The following is a 19,014-nucleotide window of genomic DNA, read 5'->3' on the forward strand; positions in this document are numbered from 1 at the left end:
AGACTTGAAAGGATCCGAATGCTCGCCTAGGTCGCCATGAAACCCAAAGCAAAGCCCCCGCCTGTAAAAGCGGGGGCTTTTCGATGTTGCCATGGGCCTGACTTAGCGCTTTACCAGCGATAGCTGACCTTCGCGCTGATTTCGCGGCCTGGATTGTAGTAGTCTGCGGTGCTTGAACCGACCACATGTTGTTCGTCGAGCAGGTTGCTAACGTTGACGGCCAGATCGGCGTCTTTGGTCAACTGGTAGCTAAAGGCTGCATCGAACAGCGTTGCTGCACTGCTCTTTGAAGTATTGGCGACATCAAAATAGTAGGAGCCAACGTAGCGGGCACCGAGACCAACACTCATATCCTGGCTCGGCAAAGTATAGTATCCCCACAGCGACGCCATATGGTTGGGTGTGGCGGTAAACTCGTTACCTTCTCTAGCGGTGTTACTGTCGCGCACCACTTCTGACTCCATGTAGGAGTAACCACCGACGATGCTCAGGTTATCGGTCAACTCAGCCTTGGCTTCCAAGTCGAGACCCTTTACGCGGGACTCCCCCACGGTTTCCTGCTCGATAACGCCATTGTCCTGTACCACCGAGATAGTGACGTCATTCTTCGTCAGGTCATAAATAGACGCTGAAAACAGCGCATTCGTACCGAATGGCGCGTATTTGGCGCCAATTTCATACTGTTCGCCCCGTTCAGGATCGACGCCAACCGTGGGCGGTGCGACCGACTCCACCATGCTGATATAGGTAGAAATTTCGTCAGTGACGCGATAGGTCAACGCGCCACGAACTGACGTCTCAGAGAAGTCATCAGACTCGGTAACCCCAGCCATGTTGGTGCTGGAAACATCCAGAGCGTCGTTGCGCACGCCCGCGGTCACAATAAATCGATCATAGAAGGACAAATTTTGGGTCAGGAAAGCCGACTCGGTGGTGAAGTTCTGCTCGTTGCTGCTAAAAATATTCAGGCTGCCTGGAGCTCCGCTAAAGGAAGGATTCGCCAGATCGATTGGCTCTGCATCTCCGTAGATGGAGCTGGCTTCCGTGCTGGCATCACGGTACTCGACACCCACAAGCGTGCTGCTATCAATCTGATCAAAGCGGGCATCATATTGCAGGATAGCGTTACCAATTAATTCCTCGGCTTCGTTGTCGGTGCCGAAATAATCGCGATCCACCACGCTGCCCACTCGAGCTGGAGAGTCAGTAATATAAATATAACCGAAGTCGTCGGTCAGGTCGCTGTAACGCAGGTTACCGCGTAAAGTGAGCCCGTTGTTGAAATCATGGGTCAACTGCCCGGTAAGGCTGGTGCGCTCAACGTCATGATAGTTAAAATCAGGCTCACCAAAGAACTCGCTGCGGTCGTACTCACGGTCAAGCGGATAACCACCGCTATTGGGGGTGTCATCACGCTTCAAGTAATCGAAGATAACACTTGCTGATGTGTAATCCGTTGGCTCCCAGGCAAGACCGCCCATCAAAAAGCCACTATCGTCTTTAGAATGATCGTATTCGCGGTCACTGTCCCGAAGGGTACCGGTTAAACGGTAAGCCACTGTCTCGTCAGCGTTTAGCGTGTCGCCAACATCAATACCGGCCTCTTTCTCATCAAATGATCCGTAGGAGAGGTAGCCTTCACCAAAGCGCTCAAACCGTGGGCGTTTGCTCACAAAGTTCACCGAACCACCCGGGTCTGCGGGACCAAACAGCGTAGAGTTGGCACCTCGCAACACCTCGACGCGCTCGTAAGCGTAGGGCTCCTCACGAACTCCGCGCATAGAGCCTAGCGTCAGCCCATCACGGTAGGTGGTCGCCTGGAAGCCGCGGATTTGGAAATAGTCATTGCGGTCATCGGTGCCGTAATAATCGGTAATGATGCCAGGTGTATATTGCAGGATCTCTTCAGTGGTAGAGGCATTCCGCTGCTCGATCTCCTTTTCCGTAATGACTGACACAGAAGCAGGCGTATCGAGAATGCTGGTCGCCACCTTGCCACCCACCCACAGCTCTTGGGCCACTATCGAGTTGGCGTCATCATCCGCGTAGGCCTGGGCGTTAACAATAACGGGGGCGAGGCGATAAGCCTCCTTTTCGTCATTACCATTGCCCTCGCTTGCCTCCTGCGCGACCCCGATCATGGGAAGAGTGACGCCGCACAAAAAGGCGGTAGTGGTCTGCTGCCACCGTAAGCGATTCGCATGGCACCGGACGCGGCTACTGCTGTCAGTCATGTTAAAGATCCCTTGAAATGAATAAAACTGCCCGGCTCGCCTTATGGTTTCTTTTGAAAGCCGTCGGGAGTATCAGAGGCACTACTACGTACCAAAATCAGTAATGCCAATCATAATCATTAGTTTTAGCAGGATTCTATATTAGAGCAACGCCGACCTATGCGCTAGCCTTTGCTAAGCAACGACGCTCAACGCAGCATCAGGAGGCCTTGATGACTCACCCAGAACCCGAAACATTCCATTGCGACACCGATGAAACAACCGGCTACCCCAACTCCCCACTGCCGGTACTGATCTACCGAGACGTTATCGACACACCTGATCCAGAGGCACGCGCCGCCACGTTCGAAGCCATGTTCAAGCGCCATGGCTGGCCGCCGTCATGGCGCTACCATCTCTATGACTTTGACCACTTCCACTCCACCGCCCATGAGGTACTGGGCATTTTTCGCGGGCAGGCCCGTGCCCGGCTGGGCGGCCCCAACGGCCGCGAACTGATGCTTTGTGCGGGCGATGTGCTGGTGCTGCCCGCAGGTGTCGGGCATGCCAGCCTCGAGGCGGATGATGATTTCTGCATGGTGGGCGCCTACCCGCCGGGGCAAAACCCGGCCATAGAGCGCGGCGACCCAGCACAGTTGGAAGCGGCGCAGGCGCGCGTGGCTAACGTGGCGCTGCCCGAGAGCGACCCGGTCGGCGGTTCACTCGCATCGCTTTGGACACAAGACGCTTAGATCCAGCAGCACCCTGCCCATGGCAGGTATGATGCACAGACCCACATTTCACACCGACGAGGAGCTCCCTATGACCGCTTATGTGGTAATGATCAAAGAACACACCCACGATGCTGACGAAATGGAGCGCTATAGCGAAAAGGCCAAAGCCGCCCGCGAAGGCCACGACCCGGAACCGCTCGCGTTCTACGGCGATTTCAAAGTGCTCGAAGGTAGCGCCATGGAAGGGGCCGTCATTCTACGCTTTCCCGATATGGCCGCCGCCCGCGCCTGGTATGAAAGCCCCGCCTACCAGGAAGCCCGCCAGCACCGTTTCCAGGGGGCCGACTATCGGGTGTTTATCGTGGATGGGATTGACGGCGCCTAAGTAACACACCATCGTCTATCAAGAGAGGACCGCATCATGATCGAGTCACGTGAAGACCTCGACGCCATCAAGCAGTCGTGCCATTCGATGGTCACGAGGAGTTCAGGCCTTTCTGCCGGGGCGGCGATCATTCCCATCCCCGGGGTGGATCTTGGCTCAGACGTGGCCATCTTGATGCGGTTGATTCCCCGAATTAATGAAAAATTTGGCTTATCGCCTGAACAAATCGAAAGCCTGGATACCGAATCCAAGCTCTTTGTGATGACCGCCATCTCCAACACCGGCAGCAAGCTGGCCGGGAAATACATCACCAAAAAACTCATCGTGACGGTGCTCAACAAGATGGGCATCAAGGTCGCCGCAAAAGGCGTGACTAAGTTCGTCCCGCTGATCGGCAGTGCCGTGGCAGGCAGCATCAGCTTCACCGCCATGAAGGTGATGGGCAACCGTCATATCGAAGACTGCTATCAAATTGCCTTGGCAGCGCTTGAAAAAGAGCGGCTTGCGCATGAAATCGTGATCGAGCCGGAGACAGAATCAGAGCCAGGACCGGTAAAGAACTCTCCTCAGTCGCAATAGCTCGGCCATCAGCCTTCTTTTTGATAAGTTTTTCCACCTTCGACAGTATGTGCAAACTTTGCACATACTGAATTTCGCTCCAACTCTCCCTCTTTAAAAACGTTGCGGATGTGCTTTGTAATAATCGAACGCTCGTGTCCGAAAAATTTATACATCTGCGCCTGGCTGAACTAAACAGTCTCTTGCTCCAGCGTCACCTTCAGGCCCTGCGCGTCATAAGTTACCCATGATCTTGGCATCTTGCTCATACAGGTCCATAATGAGCATTTTAAGATCCATTTAACAATTAATGGATCTTAAAATGCTCAAATAAACGGAATGGCGATGAAACGGGCACGCAGCTACTCTCGCGTCACGAAGCAGGCGCTCTCACTCTTTGGCAAGTTGATTAAGGCTGGCCGTCTGGAGCGCAAAATGACGGCTACAGAACTGGCAGAACGCGCGGGCATCACCCGCAGGACCCTCCGCAACATCGAAAACGGCGATGCCGGTTCTGAGATCGGCACCGTCTTCGAGGTTGCGACACTCGTCGGCGTCCGTCTGTTCGATGTTGACGAACGGACCCTGGCGATTCATAACGCCCATCTCGAAGACAAACTAACGCTGCTGCCTAAGAGCGTTCGCCCTAGTAAGCAGGAGGTCGATGATGATTTCTAAGCTTACTGACCACAAAGGAGCCTATGTCTGGATTTGGCTGCCGGGAGAAACACAACCTGTCGTGGCTGGCCGAATCACACAGCAAAGGGGCACCTACGCTTTCAACTATGGCGCCAGCTATTTGGAGCGTGATGACGCGATACCCATCTATGACGACGAGCTTCCGCTCCGCCGCGGCCTGATCGAACCGGCCGCTGGCTTGGCAATGGCCAGTTGCCTTCGTGACGGCTCGCCTGACGCTTGGGGCCGCAGGGTTATCATCAACCGTCTAATGGGTGCCAAGGCCGCCGAGACTGACCGGAAGCTCTTTGCCGGTCGGCAGTTTTTGAACAGCTATTGCATCGAAGGCCTGGGGGCCGAACATCGCACGCTACTTGAAGGCTTTGAGGCCGCGCGCGCACAGTTGCTCGGTTAAAAAGGCGGCCAGTGGCGCTGCTCCCAAGGATGCGTGCGCCGATTGACCCATCTATTCGGCTCATAGAGTTATGGAGAACATATACAAGCCCTACTATCACTCATGACTCAACACCTCACGCAGCCAACCAAGTAATGCTTCGCTGCCTTGGCGTTGAGGCGCCCCCTGGCGTGTGTATAGGGCGATGGCATCGTGCTGAGGCAAGCTTTCTGACACCGGGCGGATCAGTTCGCCATTTTCAATTAACCGTTGCGTTGTGCGCCGCCATCCCAAGGCGATACCGTGCCCCGCGACAGCCGCTTGCAGTAACAATGGATAGCTATCGAACACAGCGCTCTCCGCTGATGAAAACTCAAAGTGCCCCATGGCACGAAACCAATCATCCCACTCCAGCCAGTCCGGCGGTTCAGCGTGGTGGTGCAGTAGCCGCTGGTTCAGCAACGCAGTGAGACTCAACGGCATAGCGGCCCCTTTCAGGTAAGCAGGGCTGCAGACCGGAAATATCTCGTCCTCGGCGGTAAACACCACACGATGGCTCCCGCTGGGTCGTCCGTTGGTTTGCAGCGCAATGTCGAAGTTGCCACTAAATTCGGTGATCGGCCGTGTCGACGTCGCCAGCTGAATCTCAATTTCAGGGTAGCGCCGGTTAAAGTCAGCCAGCTGTGGCATCAGCCAATAGAACGCTTCGCATAACTGGCAGAACAATACGATGCGCTTATCATCCGGATCGCCACGCAGCCCCTGAGCTCCCATAGCAATACTCTCCAGCGCCTGGGAGACCGTACGGCCAAACTCGCGCCCCTCGCGGGTAAGAAACACACGGCGATGACGGCGCTCGAAAAGCATCACACCAAGGTCTTCTTCCAGCGCACGGATCTGTCGGCTGATAGCCGCCTGAGTAAGGTGTAGCTCATCGGCCGCGCGTGAAAAGCTTTCAAGCCTGGCGGCAGCCTCAAAGGGGCGTAGCGTCGCCAGCGGCGGAAGAGACTTGATGAAGTTATCCATAATCTGAGCTCATGCATCGTAACGTATAAGTCGTTTGAAGCACTGCGAGAGACAGCGGCATTCTAGAGCGGAACTCATCTCTGGAACGCTGCAATGAAGGCCACCGCTGAACCACAAGATAATATCCTACAGGGCATAAGTCTTATCGTGGGAGCCGTCTTTCTGCTGGCGTTGACCGACGCTATGGTTAAGTATCTGAGTGCCAGTATGTCGCTATGGCAGCTCTATGTCATCGCGTCATCCATATCTCTGCCGATACTTTTCGGGTTGATCATTGGCCATTCAGGCCCCCGCCCCAGGGTAAAATCACGCCGCTGGGTGGCGATAAGAAGCCTGCTTCTGTTGCTGATGTGGATAGCCTATTACGCAGCACTACCGCTGATTCCGCTTTCGGTGGCGGCGGTCGCGATTTACACCACACCGCTGTTTATTGCCGGGCTGGCTGCTTTTGGGGCAGGCGAGCATCTCTCGCGATTGGCGTGGCTAGGCATCCTCTGCGGTTTTCTGGGTGTGGTGGTGGTATTACGCCCCGGCGGCGACACCTTCACCCCTGCCACCCTTCTACCGGTGCTCGCCGCCCTCTTTTATGCGCTGGCTATGCTGGTGACACGCCACCACTGCCAAACAGAGCATCCTTTAATACTCACCTTGGGACTCAATCTAGCCTTTCTTGGGGCAGGCAGCGTTTTCAGTGTGCTGGTCGCCATTATCAGCACAGCATCAATCGCTGAACGCGCGCCCTTCCTGTTTGCTGTTTGGCAACCACTGGACACCACAACGCTAGCGATCATCAGCGCCTACGCGCTACTACTGATCATTGTGAATACCGGGGTGGCAAGGGCTTATCAAATCGCCCCTTCGGCGTTGATCGGCACCTTTGATTACGCCTACCTCATCTTTGCCAGCCTTTGGGGCTACCTACTATTCAGCGAAGTGCCCGATGCCATGACGTGGCTGGGAATGGGCATGATCTTAATGGGCGGTTTGATGGTGTTGCGTCAACAGCGAATCTGACGCTTATCTACTTGTGAACTAATGAGAAATCCTCGGCAGTTACTCACCCAAGCAGCACCCAATAACGCGTGCTGCGCCCCCCGCCGGGTAGCTTGTAGAGACAGCCCTTTTCTACCAGTTCAGCCAAATCACGTGTTGCGGTGGCTTTACTTACCTTAGCCAGCGATTGGTATTTACGCGCATTGATACCCTGCTCAAATTCCTCTCCTGCCGAATCCAATAAGCGGTTCAGCACCTTGATCTGGCGTTCGTTCAGCACGGTGGTGGCATGCTGCTGCCAGAAGGTGGTTTTCATTAGCACACGGTCGATTCTCAACAGCGCCTGCTCAAGGGATTCTTTCAGCGTATCCAGAAACCACAGCAACCAAGGCGTAATATCAAGGCTGCCTTTCTGAGCGCCTTCAAGGTGATCGTAGTAAGCGTTGCGGCGCGCCATGATGGCCGCGCTTAGGGAGTAGAAGCGGACGGATTGCTGTTCTGCCTGCGCTAGCGCTCTATCCGTCACCGCGCGGGTGACGCGACCATTTCCATCATCAAAGGGGTGCAAGGTAATCAGCCATAAGTGTGCAATCCCGGCGCGAACCAGTGCATCAAGCCCCTGCGGTGGATTGTTGAACCATGTAATAAACGCATCCAGCTCTGCCTCCAACTGCCCACGGGGCGGTGCTTCAAAATGAATATTAGGCTTGTCGAGCCGCCCAGATACCACTTGCATGGGATGGTCGCCACGTAGCTCCCCTACTCTTATATTCCCTAGCAAGCCAGGGCCTTGCACAAACAGCATGGACTGCCAAAGGCACAGCTTTTCGCGGGAAAGCGGCTCATCTAACTGACGGGTAGATTGCAGCAACAGCTCAACCAGCGCTTCTGATTCCGGTGTTGTGCGATTAGACACACCTGCCTGCTCTAAACCTAGCTGGCGGGCAACGGAAGACCTCACAGAGCCAACGTCCAGGCGCTCTCCCTCGATTTCGCTGGTACGAATAGCATTCTGGATCAGCGCATCCATTTCCACGTCCAGATCAGCCTGACCATGGGTAGCCTCGGTTTTACCCAGCACCCTCCCCTGGAGTAACCGCACGGCATCCAATGTAGGCCTTAGAGAGGATTCATCCCACTCAAAGTAAGGCCAATTGCGCTGTTCCCAGATATACATGAGCCGATCACACACCCTATTCAGATCATATTATGAGCCGATTATGGTTTATATTCGGCTCATGGGCTAGTACGAAGGAAGTTAGGTTAGAGAAACTTGGTGCCAGGGTTCCATATGACCCGAGCCGAGAGAGGGAAGATTTAAAAATATTGGCGACAGCGATATCTGGCTATAGATGACGCTGAAGCGTGAAGCGAGGTTTACCGAAAAGCTTTTTTACTCACCATCAGTGAGCCTGTTAGCTATATCTTGAACTCTTAATGTCAAACCTGCGTATCAAGGGGCGTGCTCAACACTCCCTCAAAAGTTGCTTACCCACAGGATTCAACGGCTGCCGCTTAGGCCAAAAGGCAATCAGGTTCCGGTCACGCCGGGGCGATAACGGCAACGTCACCACGTTGGCCGTCGGCTTATTACTTAACGCCAATGTGGGCACCAGGCTCACGCCAACATCGCCAGCGACCATCTGCAATAACGTTCGCGTATCGCGTACCCAAAAATCCACCTGGAAGGTATCGACTTCCTCCAGCGAGTGGGCAAATATCTGCTGGATAAGCGCCTCACAACCGCCTGACGACATAATAAGCGGGTGCTCAGCCAGTTCAGCCACCGTCACGCTGGATTGTTTGCTGAGTGGATGGCTTGCGGGCAGTACGGCAACAATCTCGTCCTTCTTTAATAGCTGCCAATCAAAGTGCTCACGCCAGTAGGTGAGATTAAGCTGGGTGACATCGGTTGTGATGCCCATGCTGATCACGCCGCTTTCCACCCACTCCTTTATCTCTTCTTCCATGCCCTCAAGAACAAGGCTGATGGCATCCGGGTAGCGGCTCGTGAAGCTCGCAAGCTGAGGCGACAACCAGCCAGATAACGCACTGGGAATAACACCTATTTTCAGCGTTTCATCCACCTCATCATGGAACTGGGCCACTTGCTGATTTAATACCTGAAGCTCACCTACCACCTTCCTGGCACTAGTAAGCACTAACTCTGCTAACGCGGTGGGTACTAGCCCTTCTGGGCTTTTTATCATCAGCGGGCCACCTGCCAGCTTCTCCAGTGCCTGCATGGAATGACTCACACCCGACTGGCTAACGCCAAGGCGCTCCGCCGCACGGGTATAAGACTGCGCTTCCGCCACGGCAAGCAGCGCGCGAAGTTGGGCAATGGAAATATCCGCCCCTCTGATCATCACAACTCCTCATGGTGACCATGACCTAATCGAGTTTCCAGCGGCACGTTAGCGGCTTCTATGCTGGCCCTTCCCTTATCATCGTGACCCGGAGCCCGCATGTCTATCGCCCTTGCGCTAAGCGCCATGGTGCTTCTCGGCAGTACGCACTTTATCAATGGTTTGCTCGCCCGTTTTTACCCGCCGCTCAACATTGCGTTTTATACACATCTGGGCGGCGCGCTTGTCGGCTTTGTGAGCGCACTGCTCTTTTCCACCTGGGAGCCAACCGTGTGGGTATGGGGCACGCTGGCGGGCATCGGCTCCGCCCTTGGGGCATGGCTGCTTTACCAAGGGCTATCTCGATCGCCCTTCGCTATCGTGGTGCCTGTTAGCGCGGTCGCAATGGTCTCCATCGCCCTCGGGCTTTCGCTGGCTTTCCTGGGCGAGCGGCCCAATGCCTGGGTATGGCTAGGCGTGATGATCGCCCTGCCCGCCATCTGGTTAACGGCGGGCGGGGGTAAACCGAGCAAAACGCGGATGAGCAGCAGCACCAGAGCGGGCCTGCTATTGGGTTTAGGAGCAGGCTTAGGGTTTGCCTTGCAGCTTCACTTCCTAGGTCAAGTGCCTGAGCCAAGCGCTTTCTATGGCATCGCCCTCTGCATGCTCAGCGGCGCTATATGTTGTCTGCCCTTTTATCAACACGCACACACAGCACAAAAGCGCTTTCCACTGCTGGCAACCGCAGCGGGCGGCATCAGTGCATTGGGGCTCACGCTGTATGCGTTATCGCGGGAGGGGCAACTTGCCATTATTAGCATCGTGATTGTGTCGATGTACCCACTAATACCGGTCGTGTTTGGCTCGCTGGTGCGCAGAGAAAGGGTTAGCGGCGCCAATGTGGTGGGGATAGAGCTTTCGATTTTGGCGATGGTGTTGATTGTGGCAGGGGATGTTTAAACACCTGAGACACGCACATCTTGAATAGCCTTCAACGTTTTTCTGCTCGCATCTTTCCAGGCGCGCCGACCATTGGGGCTGCTGCCAACCAATAAACCTGCCGTCGTAGAAGGGGATGAAAAATGAAAATCCTGGGTGAACACCAGCTTTCTATTCATAGGTGCCAGCACGCCGCGCTCTTGAAGCAGCTGGCGTTGTTCGCGCATGTGGTCGTGAATAAAAACTGTTTCTTCGACGCGAGCTAACGAGTCTTTAAAGACCACGAAGCCATCTGCCACTTCTCTGCCAGTGCCTTCTGCCCCTCGTTCATTTAGATATAGCGTGAGAGGTGGCTCGACGTGTTCTGATGATGAGTACTCGCTTAGCCACTCGCCGCTTCAAACGCATCAATGCACAGTAGCGGAAAGATCACCAGCATCTCGTCCAAAAACCATTCAGCATAGGCACTATCGGCTTCGTTCAGCGGTGGTGGTGAAGGATAAGCGGTATTCTCCACCGCCCATTGATTCACGGCTTTAGACAGCGCTAGCAAACGCGCCTCCAGATAGCACACGTTGGTCTTGTTCAAGCCTTCGTTGGTGCTGGTAAAAGCGATTGCCCGCGTCCAAAACTCCTTGTATGCCACATGCTGTTTGATGCGCTCGCCGAGTGCATCGGCCTCGCCAACTTACAGCTTGGCAGCACCTTCTTCCGTTTGCCCGGTCTGCACATATACGTCCGGCTGAACAATTTCGCTTCTTGCCAGCGCACACTCAAGCTGTGAGCGATTAGCCACTACCGCCCTGCCCATCCAGTTGGATTTCTCGACCACAGGCAGTCCTTCAGGGTTGCCATCAGCTAAAAAGATGCGAATGGAGGCTGGGCGGGCTTGGGTGGATGTCATATTGAATTACTATTGAAAGGTAATTAAAAAAATATCTAGCTATTGGATAATGCTGATGCCTGTTACAAAACTCAAGCTGCCGAGTTACTTATCCATCGGCGCCTCGTGGGTGCTGATAACTTATTGAAATATAACACCCTGTGAGTTAACTTGAAGCGACCAAAACTAGAGCTATACAATGTATCGTTAGCTCACTAAATTTCAAACCGAAATATGCTAAGCGCAATCAGTAACTCGTTTAAAACTTCAGGTTTGAACGGGATTTGCCTTTAGGAGCCATTTAATGTCTAATCATCATTCCAGAAAAATCTAATTAAGGCATAAGTTAGCATGGATTCACTGTCAATGAGCAACTTGATAGCAGCAGGAAGCGCAATAGTTGTTGCCGTCATTACTGTAGCTAAATTCTTTCATAACCGGCTAGCATTTACTAAACAGCATCACTTTGAAAAAAAAGCAAGGCTGCTTGATCTAGCAAGGCGATCAAAAAACAAATATCCTAATACTCGTGAAGATATAGGTTTGCTTCGTCACGCAATTTATGATTACTGCGACCAGAGGTCTACATGTATTAAGCTATTTATAATCTGCTTGAATACTCCAGAGCCTGAAGAGGCTGTAGAGAGCTACCAAAAAGCAGGACACCTTTATTACTTCTGCGCAATAAATAGAGTTATTATAAGGAAATCTGGTAACAAAGTTATTGATATAATAAAATCTATTTTAATTTTTATTTATTATGCTACCTCTATCGGGTCTCTCTGGTTTTTAATATTTTTCAAACCAAATGCGATGACGCTCGAAAACAACACACAGATATATGCTTACTCAATTTTACTATTAACATTAACTGTTGGAACAGTTCATTCTTTTTATGAGCTTGGTAAAGCTGGAAAAAAACATAAGTCTATTCAACACATTAGAAAAATTCAAAAAAACATCACAACCAATAAACTTAACTAGAAGAAGATAGGCCATAAAAACTATAACATAAAACCACATTATAAATTATCGCACCAATTATTTAATTAAATAATAAAGACTAAAGCTCATTCACAATATACATATAAGTAAGCTGAGCACTTGTATAAGCTGCATACGCTTGCCAGTCATCATTTTTTTCAAGGTTTGCAAAATCACAAACAGATTTAACAACCAAATTTCTAGTCAAACTTGAACTGATGCTAATGGCATAACTGAAACCATACGCCTCCATTTCCACACCAATTGTTTCTCGGTGCTGTCGAACAATATCTCTAACAGTGTTGGTATTTTCTAAAACTACGGCTCCAGAAGCTACTGGTCCGACTATAAGATTTAATGGATAACTTGGCCTTTGATTAGCTGGCCATGCAGTTGCAATTGCATCTAAATACTTACGTTCGGTAGAAATTCTTTGGAATTTAGCCCTTATAATAGGATCAATCTGAATTTGATGCGGTGCACTTAACAACCTGGCTTCTCCATCAACTACAGTGCTCTTTCCGCTTCCCCAATCCCAACAAGGGTCAGCTACTAAAATATCACCAACATTAGCTTTACCTTCTACACCTGCTGCAATACCAACCATAATAGCAATTTCAGGGTTAAATTTTTCACATAGCTTCATAGTTGTAGCTGCAGCGGACACCATGCCCATGCGTGAACAACTAGTTGCAACAATTTTTAAAGACTTCCCCCTCGAATTTATTATATCAGTAGTGTAATAAACATTGCTATCACCTTCGACATGTAGCTCCTCCCACTTAACTTCCCAATCGAGCAGCGCCTCAAACTCTACCTTATAAAGTGCAGTAACAACAGCTACATCGGCTTTTAATTCTCGTTTTGGAGAATGAGAGGCTTTATTTTCAATAATCGACTTTATATCGACAAACCCATCTTGAGAAAGCACTAAAGGCCACCCAGAATCATTAAAAAACTTCTGACTCTTTTGAAATGAATCTAGATGGGATGTCATCCCAATAATATATAAAGGTTTATTTATTAGATCACTACCAGCACAGTATTTTGCAAGATTTTCTCCTCCATCAAATTCAACATTTCCTCCAATTTCATTAGGTATTTGCAAGTCTACAATAAGAAGTTCAAATTTTTGTTCACGCATAAGCTTGATCGCTTCTTTAGCAGAATGACAGCACTCTACTTCACAAGAAAGCTCATGGCATGACTTAGCTACTGCAGCAGTTTTGCTATAATTATCATCTACTACTAACACTCTAATCATCTTAAAACACCTTATCTAAAAGCTTTTTTAAATCATCTTTCCAAGCTCTTTCAGCAGAGCTATAATAAACAGACCCACAATAAAAACTAGAATATTCTGACATAAAAAACTTATCTAAATCTTTTAAATCTATCTTACCTTTTGCAAAAGTAGCATATTGAGTTATTACAATAACGGGGTAATAGAGCTTTCTCAAAGACATTTGCGCAAGTAGCTCTTTACCCGCGAAACTTTCGGGTGTCCCTCCAACGGGGTCATCTGGCCCTGGATCATAGTTTGGCATACTCATATCCAAGAGCACTAGATCAACATGGCCATTCATCAATAGCGCTTTTAATCCAGAACGTAAAGACTGACAAATTTCAATTTTCAATTCAGGGCCTATTATTTCTTTTAAATATCCTTCTATATCTTCGCCTTTTTCTTTCTGGTCTTCTACTATAAGCACCTTCATTATAATACCACCCTTAAGCTATTGTTCTCGAAAAGTTTCAAGCTGACATTAAAAAATCCATCGCTATCGAAAAATATATCAAACTCATGTTTCACATCAAGATCTTTTTCTAAAATTTTCCAAAGTTTAAAAAACCCCGTACCACCTTCTTTTTGCAAAACATCTTTTATCACGTCTTCTTTACCATAAGCGTCTCTATAGAAGCCTAAGGCTTGGTTTCTCTTCGCAATTCCCCCAGTATAATTACAATTATTTTTTGATGAAATTACAAGAAAGCCATCTACCATTCTTATAATTAAGGATATTCTTAGTCTGTTTTTATCAATATTTGATTTGGAAATCGCATTTTCAAAGAGAATAAAAAACACATCTACCATATATGAAAGATTTCTTTCAGAAAACTTACAAGTTACTTCCTGTTTTAGTTCCACTTCAACATTTAGTGTCCTTTTTGCAATATTTATTGCAGTTTCAATATCATAATCTTCGCTTTCATCAACATCTGTATGAGCAAACCATGAATAAACCAACTCCAATTGAGAAGACAATGATCCTTTAGCTCGGTCCACACTATTTGAAAAATCAGAAATTGGGCTTGATGATGAGCATTTTTGGGCTATTTCTGCCTTTAAGGAATCAAGCAATTTATGTAACTTTGCCGAGAATTCACTTTCAATATAGAATTGAACTTGACGCAAGTTATAATCTGTCCTATCCCATAGCCATTGTATAGCCACTTTAACGAAATCATTATAGCTAGGGGAAATAGGTAACTCTTTTTGGAGAGCATACGATTCAAGCAACGACACAGAGTAGTCAAACATTGCATGATTTTCTTCTTTTGACACTCTGCTTCTAGCTAACTCTTCTTCCAATATATAAATTTGTAACCTATCGTCATTTAAGCCAGAAACAACTGTCTCAAATTGTGAAGAAAATTCCTTCAAAATTTTAAATATGATATCTAGCTCATCATCATTAAAGCCACGATTACCATCAGCTTTTTTACTATCTTTCCAGTCCTCAATTATTGCACTCTCGGCAATATATAAATTTTCATCTACCAGCGGTTTTCTTAATGCACTGGGTAAAACTCCATGCCGAATTCTTGTGCTAAGATGATTATTTAGCCCTCTATCTCCGTAAGCAAACTCCGTTCTTACCATCTTAGCCAAATTCAAAAAAGTAGAGTTTTTTGCGCTAGGGTTCACATTTGGCAAATGCAAAATTGAGAAACTTTTCCAATATTCTGGACTCCCTGCAGCATAGAGATCCCCTAGTGAATCAACTAGGCCAGAAAGTTGCTGTTCATTCGGAGCGGAAGAATCATCATTTCGTGATAGTTCTATATATTTCTCAAACAAAGTTCGATACTTTTGAGAGTCTCGACCTACCAAAGTAGATGTGTCTACGTATACACGGCTATTTTCTACTTTTTTAACGGCTCTACGCATTATATGAGAACGATTAATCTCTTTAGCTTCTGTTTTTAAAAATTCATCATTGTCACCAGACTCCATTAAATAGTTACAAACTCTCAGCCGAGACTCTTCAGTATGTCTAATATTATCAAAATGATAATAGAGCTTCATGACGTGAGGAACACATATCCATTTTAGAAAATATTTTAGCTCGCGCTGACCAAGCTCTTCTTCTCTACCAAAAAAATCTTCTGGAAATATTGCATTATTTCTTAGAGTAAACCTTTCGAAGGCTAATTGTAAATTCGGGTCATATAGAGAGTCTTTAAACCTAGAGTGCAACGAGTATGCTATAGGAATACTAATTGAGCTACTTTCTTCAGCATATTGCTTAGTAGAATTTAGTATGAAATCAGTGTCGAAAGTAGAAAAAACATTAATATTGCTTAATGATATTGATACAAAGTTTTCTATTGCTTCTTCATAATCACCGCCCATTACGAGGGATTCTATAAGAAGACGTGGAGACTCCACTGATAACACACTATCTTTAGAACTGAGTAATTTAGAAAATACTGCAGCTGCTTCTTTATAATTCTTTTCCTGCATTAATGAAATACCAAAATATTTTGTTTTTCTATCTTTCGATATTGAAAGGTCAAGCAATTCTTCTGAACGATTTTTACCATCTAACATCATATGTAAATGTAATGATGGCGAATTTTTATTTAGTTCTCTTAGGTAGGATATATAGCTTTTCTTTATATAATCTGAAATAGCCTTCAGTCTTTTAGGGCCACAATGTGGCGACATTAATAATCCCACCTTTTCATAATGGCTACGTACCTCAATAGAAGAAAAAAGAGCCTCTTTTCTAGTAAAATTCCAAAGTTGAGCATACCAATAACTAAACCTTTTGCTATATGCCTCACAAGCCAAAAATTGCAAAGAATATTCATACTCACTATTTTTTAAAAAAACATTGCTCATATGTTTTATTAAATCATTCATGCCCTCCAGCTCAAGTGTGTTACATCTAGCATTTGACTTGGCTGCGATTTCAAAAATCGGAAAACTAATATCCGATGTGCCTAAGCTCATTATTTTAGCACAAACTTCTTCGTACTCTCCTCTGGTGTAAAGATCTATAACATTTAAATCATCACTACTCACACACCAGTCAGCTTCAAGTCCGATAAACTGGCATAAACTATAGATAGGATAGTATTCAAAATTATCCCTCAAATCTCTAATTATATATTTAGCGGGATAGGATAATGACTCCAGATCTTCTTTATTATTTGTATGAAACAATAAATAGTCGACCATAAAGATAAAAATATCTAAAATTGATGTATCTTTAATCACTTCAAATATTTTTCCAAAATCATATGAACGACCTGCCTCAAGCCCAAAGAGGACATATAACAGATAATCTTTTATAGGTTCAGGCGCTGACCTTTCAATTTCAATAGAATGATTTTTTAAAGCTGCGAAAAAAATGTCGTGCTCTGAATAATGCCCAATATGGGTCAATATGTAATTAAAAATAGGGTCAATTGGCTCCTTAAATTTTCCTGCCTGACTAAATTGAGAAACCAGTTGACGGTTCGGATCAATTGTAGCGCGCAGCATTATAGACCATAACGAAACCCCACACCTAAGATCTACGCTATCTAAAATATTCGATAATTCTTCATATTCACCCCTAACAATTAGGTCATGAACTTTTTGATCGCACTCAATAGCAAACTGAATATCGTCTTTATGATGCAAAATCAAAGATAAACACCATGCGATATTCTTTTCCACATCTGCATAAGGTGTTTTGTACTTCAGGTAACTTTCCATGCCTCCAAGTTTAGTAAGTAATACGGCATCATTAAAAAAATAACTCTTAGCTGCAACGTGGAAGCCTTCTTTAATCTCTCTGAATGTTAAATCATTAAAAAAATTATACTTAGCTCGCCCGGAAGACTTCGCATTAAAAACAGCTTTAAACACTTTTTTGTTATGATTTTTTTTTATATTTCTTCGCATAAAAGCACGCCTTTTCTAAAAATTTAAAAACCAATTATTAATTAATAACATGCAGAGATTTCTAGAAAAAAACCCTAGCTTGCGCTTAGGGTCTTTTTATCAGTTTAATCTAGACTTTCACTCCCACTCAATAGTAGCAGGCGGCTTACTACTCACGTCATAGGTAACGCGCGACACCCCTTCCAACTCATTGATAATCCGGTTGGAGACCTTCTCCAGCAGTTCATAAGGCAGGTGCGCCCAGCGGGCGGTCATGAAGTCGATGGTTTCGACCGCGCGTAGCGCGATGACCCATTCGTAGCGGCGGCCATCGCCGACGACGCCGACTGACTTGACCGGCAGGAACACGGCGAAGGCCTGGCTGGTTTTTTCGTACCAACCGGCATTGCGCAGCTCTTCGATGAAGATGGCGTCGGCTTCGCGGAGGATGTCGGCGTATTCTTTTTTGACTTCACCCAGGATACGCACGCCCAGGCCCGGCCCCGGGAAGGGGTGGCGGTAGACCATGTCGTAGGGCAGGCCGAGTTCCAGGCCGAGTTTGCGCACTTCGTCCTTGAACAGTTCGCGTAGCGGTTCAACCAGCTTGAGCTTCATGGTTTCCGGCAGGCCGCCCACGTTGTGGTGGGATTTGATCACGTGGGCCTTGCCGGTCTTGGAGGCGGCGGATTCGATCACGTCCGGGTAGATGGTGCCCTGGGCGAGGAAGTCCACATCCTCGATTTTACTGGCTTCGTCATCGAACACGTCGATGAAGGTGTTGCCGATGATCTTGCGCTTGATCTCGGGGTCGTTTTCGCCCTTCAGTTTGTCGAGGAACAGGTCTTCGGCATCCACACGGATGACTTTCACGCCCATGTGCTTGGCGAAGGTTTCCATGACCTGGTCGCCTTCCGCTTTGCGCAGCAGGCCGTTATCCACGAAGACGCAGGTCAACTGGGTACCAATCGCCTTGTGCAGCAGCGCGGCGACCACGGAAGAATCCACACCACCGGAGAGGCCCAGCAGTACGTGGCGGTCGCCCACTTGCTCGCGTACGCGCTGTACCTGGTCTTCGATGATCTGCGCGGGCGTCCACAGCTTCTCGGCTTTACAGATATCCAGCACGAAGTGCTCGAGAATGCGCTGGCCTTGAAGAGTGTGGGTCACTTCCGGGTGGAACTGTACGCCGTAGAACTGTTTCTCTTCCCAGGCCATGGCGGCAATCGGGCAACTCGGCGTGGAGGCGGTCACGGTGAAGGTGTCCGGCGCCTGGGCGACTTTATCGCCGTGGCTCATCCAGACGTCCAGCAGCGCTTTGCCGGTCTCGTGGTCCACGTGATCCTTGATGTCGTTGAACAGCGCAGTAGGTTCGTCCAGGCGGATCTGGGCGTAGCCGAATTCGCGCTGGTTGGAGCCTTCTACCTTGCCGCCCAGCTGCTCGGCCATGGTCTGCATGCCGTAGCAGATGCCAAACACCGGCAGGCCCATGTCAAACACGCACTGCGGCGCACGCGGGGAATCCAGCTCGGTGACGGACTCCGGCCCACCGGCCATGATAATGCCGTTGGGGTTGTACTCGCGGATCTCTTCTTCGGTGATATCGAAGGCGCGAACTTCGGAATACACACCGATTTCGCGGACCCGGCGGGCGATCAACTGGGTGTACTGGGAGCCGAAGTCGAGAATCAGGATCTTGTGGGCGTGAATGTCACTCATGGCGG

General features: G+C 48.6%; 19 protein-coding genes. 8 read left to right on the top strand and 11 right to left on the bottom strand.

Annotated elements, in window-relative coordinates:
* Window positions 1-110 precede the first annotated feature (110 nt).
* Entirely contained in the window at window positions 111-2,234 is a 2,124-nt protein-coding gene (locus NH395_RS12515; RefSeq protein ID WP_253025263.1) for a TonB-dependent siderophore receptor, read from the bottom strand.
* A 212-nt stretch (window positions 2,235-2,446) separates the two neighbouring features.
* Here NH395_RS12515 and NH395_RS12520 point away from each other — a divergent pair, with 212 nt between their 5' ends.
* The 5 genes from NH395_RS12520 (at window position 2,447) to NH395_RS12540 (ending at window position 4,983) form a co-directional block, all read left to right on the top strand.
* Complete coding sequence (locus NH395_RS12520; RefSeq protein ID WP_253025265.1) at window positions 2,447-2,965, top strand: cupin domain-containing protein; 519 nt, start codon at window positions 2,447-2,449, stop codon at window positions 2,963-2,965.
* Between the two features lie 70 nt (window positions 2,966-3,035).
* Window positions 3,036-3,332, top strand: coding sequence for a DUF1330 domain-containing protein (locus tag NH395_RS12525; protein WP_253025267.1), 297 nt, complete (start codon window positions 3,036-3,038; stop codon window positions 3,330-3,332).
* A 36-nt stretch (window positions 3,333-3,368) separates the two neighbouring features.
* Window positions 3,369-3,911: a hypothetical protein gene (locus tag NH395_RS12530; RefSeq protein ID WP_253025269.1), complete on the top strand. Its 543-nt coding sequence runs from the start codon at window positions 3,369-3,371 to the stop codon at window positions 3,909-3,911.
* A 324-nt stretch (window positions 3,912-4,235) separates the two neighbouring features.
* Window positions 4,236-4,568, top strand: coding sequence for a helix-turn-helix transcriptional regulator (locus NH395_RS12535; RefSeq protein WP_253025271.1), 333 nt, complete (start codon window positions 4,236-4,238; stop codon window positions 4,566-4,568).
* Window positions 4,555-4,983, top strand: a complete 429-nt coding sequence (locus NH395_RS12540; protein ID WP_253025273.1) for a hypothetical protein — start codon at window positions 4,555-4,557, stop codon at window positions 4,981-4,983. The genes NH395_RS12535 and NH395_RS12540 overlap by 14 nt, the downstream gene beginning before the upstream one ends.
* Window positions 4,984-5,079: 96 nt before the next feature.
* Here the strand turns inward: NH395_RS12540 and NH395_RS12545 are convergent, their stop codons facing one another.
* The gene (locus NH395_RS12545) at window positions 5,080-5,988 is read right to left on the bottom strand and encodes a LysR substrate-binding domain-containing protein (protein WP_253025275.1); all 909 of its coding nucleotides are present in this window, start codon (window positions 5,986-5,988) and stop codon (window positions 5,080-5,082) included.
* A gap of 93 nt (window positions 5,989-6,081) precedes the next feature.
* Here NH395_RS12545 and NH395_RS12550 point away from each other — a divergent pair, with 93 nt between their 5' ends.
* Window positions 6,082-7,002 carry a DMT family transporter gene (locus NH395_RS12550; RefSeq protein ID WP_253025277.1) on the top strand — a complete coding sequence of 307 codons (921 nt, stop codon included), beginning with the start codon at window positions 6,082-6,084 and terminating at the stop codon, window positions 7,000-7,002.
* A gap of 43 nt (window positions 7,003-7,045) precedes the next feature.
* Here NH395_RS12550 and NH395_RS12555 read toward each other — a convergent pair whose 3' ends face one another.
* Window positions 7,046-8,158: a Fic family protein gene (locus tag NH395_RS12555; protein ID WP_253025278.1), complete on the bottom strand. Its 1,113-nt coding sequence runs from the start codon at window positions 8,156-8,158 to the stop codon at window positions 7,046-7,048.
* Between the two features lie 289 nt (window positions 8,159-8,447).
* Window positions 8,448-9,350 (bottom strand): LysR family transcriptional regulator, encoded by a 903-nt coding sequence (locus NH395_RS12560; protein ID WP_253025280.1) that lies wholly within the window; start codon window positions 9,348-9,350, stop codon window positions 8,448-8,450.
* Between the two features lie 99 nt (window positions 9,351-9,449).
* Here NH395_RS12560 and NH395_RS12565 point away from each other — a divergent pair, with 99 nt between their 5' ends.
* The gene (locus tag NH395_RS12565; protein WP_253025281.1) at window positions 9,450-10,289 is read left to right on the top strand and encodes a DMT family transporter; all 840 of its coding nucleotides are present in this window, start codon (window positions 9,450-9,452) and stop codon (window positions 10,287-10,289) included.
* On the opposite strand, the gene NH395_RS18480 is transcribed toward NH395_RS12565, so the two are convergent.
* From NH395_RS18480 to NH395_RS12580, 3 genes are all read right to left on the bottom strand, one after another.
* Window positions 10,286-10,567 carry a DUF4357 domain-containing protein gene (locus NH395_RS18480; RefSeq protein ID WP_253025282.1) on the bottom strand — a complete coding sequence of 94 codons (282 nt, stop codon included), beginning with the start codon at window positions 10,565-10,567 and terminating at the stop codon, window positions 10,286-10,288. The two genes, NH395_RS12565 and NH395_RS18480, sit on opposite strands and share 4 nt — an antisense overlap.
* Before the next feature lie 83 nt (window positions 10,568-10,650).
* A complete protein-coding gene (locus tag NH395_RS12575; protein ID WP_253025283.1) occupies window positions 10,651-10,857 on the bottom strand; it encodes a hypothetical protein in 207 nt (68 codons plus the stop codon).
* A gap of 99 nt (window positions 10,858-10,956) precedes the next feature.
* Window positions 10,957-11,172: a hypothetical protein gene (locus tag NH395_RS12580; RefSeq protein WP_253025284.1), complete on the bottom strand. Its 216-nt coding sequence runs from the start codon at window positions 11,170-11,172 to the stop codon at window positions 10,957-10,959.
* A gap of 330 nt (window positions 11,173-11,502) precedes the next feature.
* Here NH395_RS12580 and NH395_RS12585 point away from each other — a divergent pair, with 330 nt between their 5' ends.
* Window positions 11,503-12,135: a hypothetical protein gene (locus tag NH395_RS12585; protein WP_253025285.1), complete on the top strand. Its 633-nt coding sequence runs from the start codon at window positions 11,503-11,505 to the stop codon at window positions 12,133-12,135.
* A gap of 79 nt (window positions 12,136-12,214) precedes the next feature.
* On the opposite strand, the gene NH395_RS12590 is transcribed toward NH395_RS12585, so the two are convergent.
* The 4 genes from NH395_RS12590 to guaA form a co-directional block, all read right to left on the bottom strand.
* The gene (locus NH395_RS12590; RefSeq protein ID WP_253025286.1) at window positions 12,215-13,399 is read right to left on the bottom strand and encodes a response regulator; all 1,185 of its coding nucleotides are present in this window, start codon (window positions 13,397-13,399) and stop codon (window positions 12,215-12,217) included.
* 1 nt (window position 13,400) lies between these two features.
* The gene (locus tag NH395_RS12595) at window positions 13,401-13,853 is read right to left on the bottom strand and encodes a hypothetical protein (protein ID WP_253025287.1); all 453 of its coding nucleotides are present in this window, start codon (window positions 13,851-13,853) and stop codon (window positions 13,401-13,403) included.
* Entirely contained in the window at window positions 13,853-17,314 is a 3,462-nt protein-coding gene (locus NH395_RS12600; RefSeq protein WP_253025288.1) for a hypothetical protein, read from the bottom strand. Before NH395_RS12600 ends, NH395_RS12595 begins: the two co-directional genes overlap by 1 nt.
* Window positions 17,315-17,431: 117 nt before the next feature.
* On the bottom strand, window positions 17,432-19,009 hold the full coding sequence (gene guaA / locus NH395_RS12605; protein ID WP_253025289.1) for a glutamine-hydrolyzing GMP synthase: 1,578 nt from the start codon (window positions 19,007-19,009) through the stop codon (window positions 17,432-17,434).
* Window positions 19,010-19,014: the final 5 nt, after the last annotated feature.

This window comes from Halomonas sp. Mc5H-6 (assembly GCF_024124705.1).
Taxonomy (GTDB): Bacteria; Pseudomonadota; Gammaproteobacteria; order Pseudomonadales; family Halomonadaceae; genus Vreelandella; species Vreelandella subterranea.

What these genes read in the sequence shown, in the direction of transcription:
- NH395_RS12565 (WP_253025281.1), top strand. Translation starts at nt 9,450, where the DNA reads ATGTCTATCGCCCTTGCGCTAAGCGCCATGGTGCTTCTCGGCAGTACG.
- NH395_RS12580 (WP_253025284.1), bottom strand. Translation starts at nt 11,172, where the DNA reads ATGACATCCACCCAAGCCCGCCCAGCCTCCATTCGCATCTTTTTAGCT.
- NH395_RS12515 (WP_253025263.1), bottom strand. Translation starts at nt 2,234, where the DNA reads ATGACTGACAGCAGTAGCCGCGTCCGGTGCCATGCGAATCGCTTACGG.
- NH395_RS12540 (WP_253025273.1), top strand. Translation starts at nt 4,555, where the DNA reads ATGATGATTTCTAAGCTTACTGACCACAAAGGAGCCTATGTCTGGATT.
- NH395_RS12520 (WP_253025265.1), top strand. Translation starts at nt 2,447, where the DNA reads ATGACTCACCCAGAACCCGAAACATTCCATTGCGACACCGATGAAACA.
- NH395_RS12555 (WP_253025278.1), bottom strand. Translation starts at nt 8,158, where the DNA reads ATGTATATCTGGGAACAGCGCAATTGGCCTTACTTTGAGTGGGATGAA.
- NH395_RS12560 (WP_253025280.1), bottom strand. Translation starts at nt 9,350, where the DNA reads ATGATCAGAGGGGCGGATATTTCCATTGCCCAACTTCGCGCGCTGCTT.
- NH395_RS12595 (WP_253025287.1), bottom strand. Translation starts at nt 13,853, where the DNA reads ATGAAGGTGCTTATAGTAGAAGACCAGAAAGAAAAAGGCGAAGATATA.
- NH395_RS12590 (WP_253025286.1), bottom strand. Translation starts at nt 13,399, where the DNA reads ATGATTAGAGTGTTAGTAGTAGATGATAATTATAGCAAAACTGCTGCA.
- NH395_RS12585 (WP_253025285.1), top strand. Translation starts at nt 11,503, where the DNA reads ATGGATTCACTGTCAATGAGCAACTTGATAGCAGCAGGAAGCGCAATA.
- guaA (WP_253025289.1), bottom strand. Translation starts at nt 19,009, where the DNA reads ATGAGTGACATTCACGCCCACAAGATCCTGATTCTCGACTTCGGCTCC.
- NH395_RS12550 (WP_253025277.1), top strand. Translation starts at nt 6,082, where the DNA reads ATGAAGGCCACCGCTGAACCACAAGATAATATCCTACAGGGCATAAGT.
- NH395_RS12535 (WP_253025271.1), top strand. Translation starts at nt 4,236, where the DNA reads ATGAAACGGGCACGCAGCTACTCTCGCGTCACGAAGCAGGCGCTCTCA.
- NH395_RS12525 (WP_253025267.1), top strand. Translation starts at nt 3,036, where the DNA reads ATGACCGCTTATGTGGTAATGATCAAAGAACACACCCACGATGCTGAC.
- NH395_RS12600 (WP_253025288.1), bottom strand. Translation starts at nt 17,314, where the DNA reads ATGCGAAGAAATATAAAAAAAAATCATAACAAAAAAGTGTTTAAAGCT.
- NH395_RS12545 (WP_253025275.1), bottom strand. Translation starts at nt 5,988, where the DNA reads ATGGATAACTTCATCAAGTCTCTTCCGCCGCTGGCGACGCTACGCCCC.
- NH395_RS12530 (WP_253025269.1), top strand. Translation starts at nt 3,369, where the DNA reads ATGATCGAGTCACGTGAAGACCTCGACGCCATCAAGCAGTCGTGCCAT.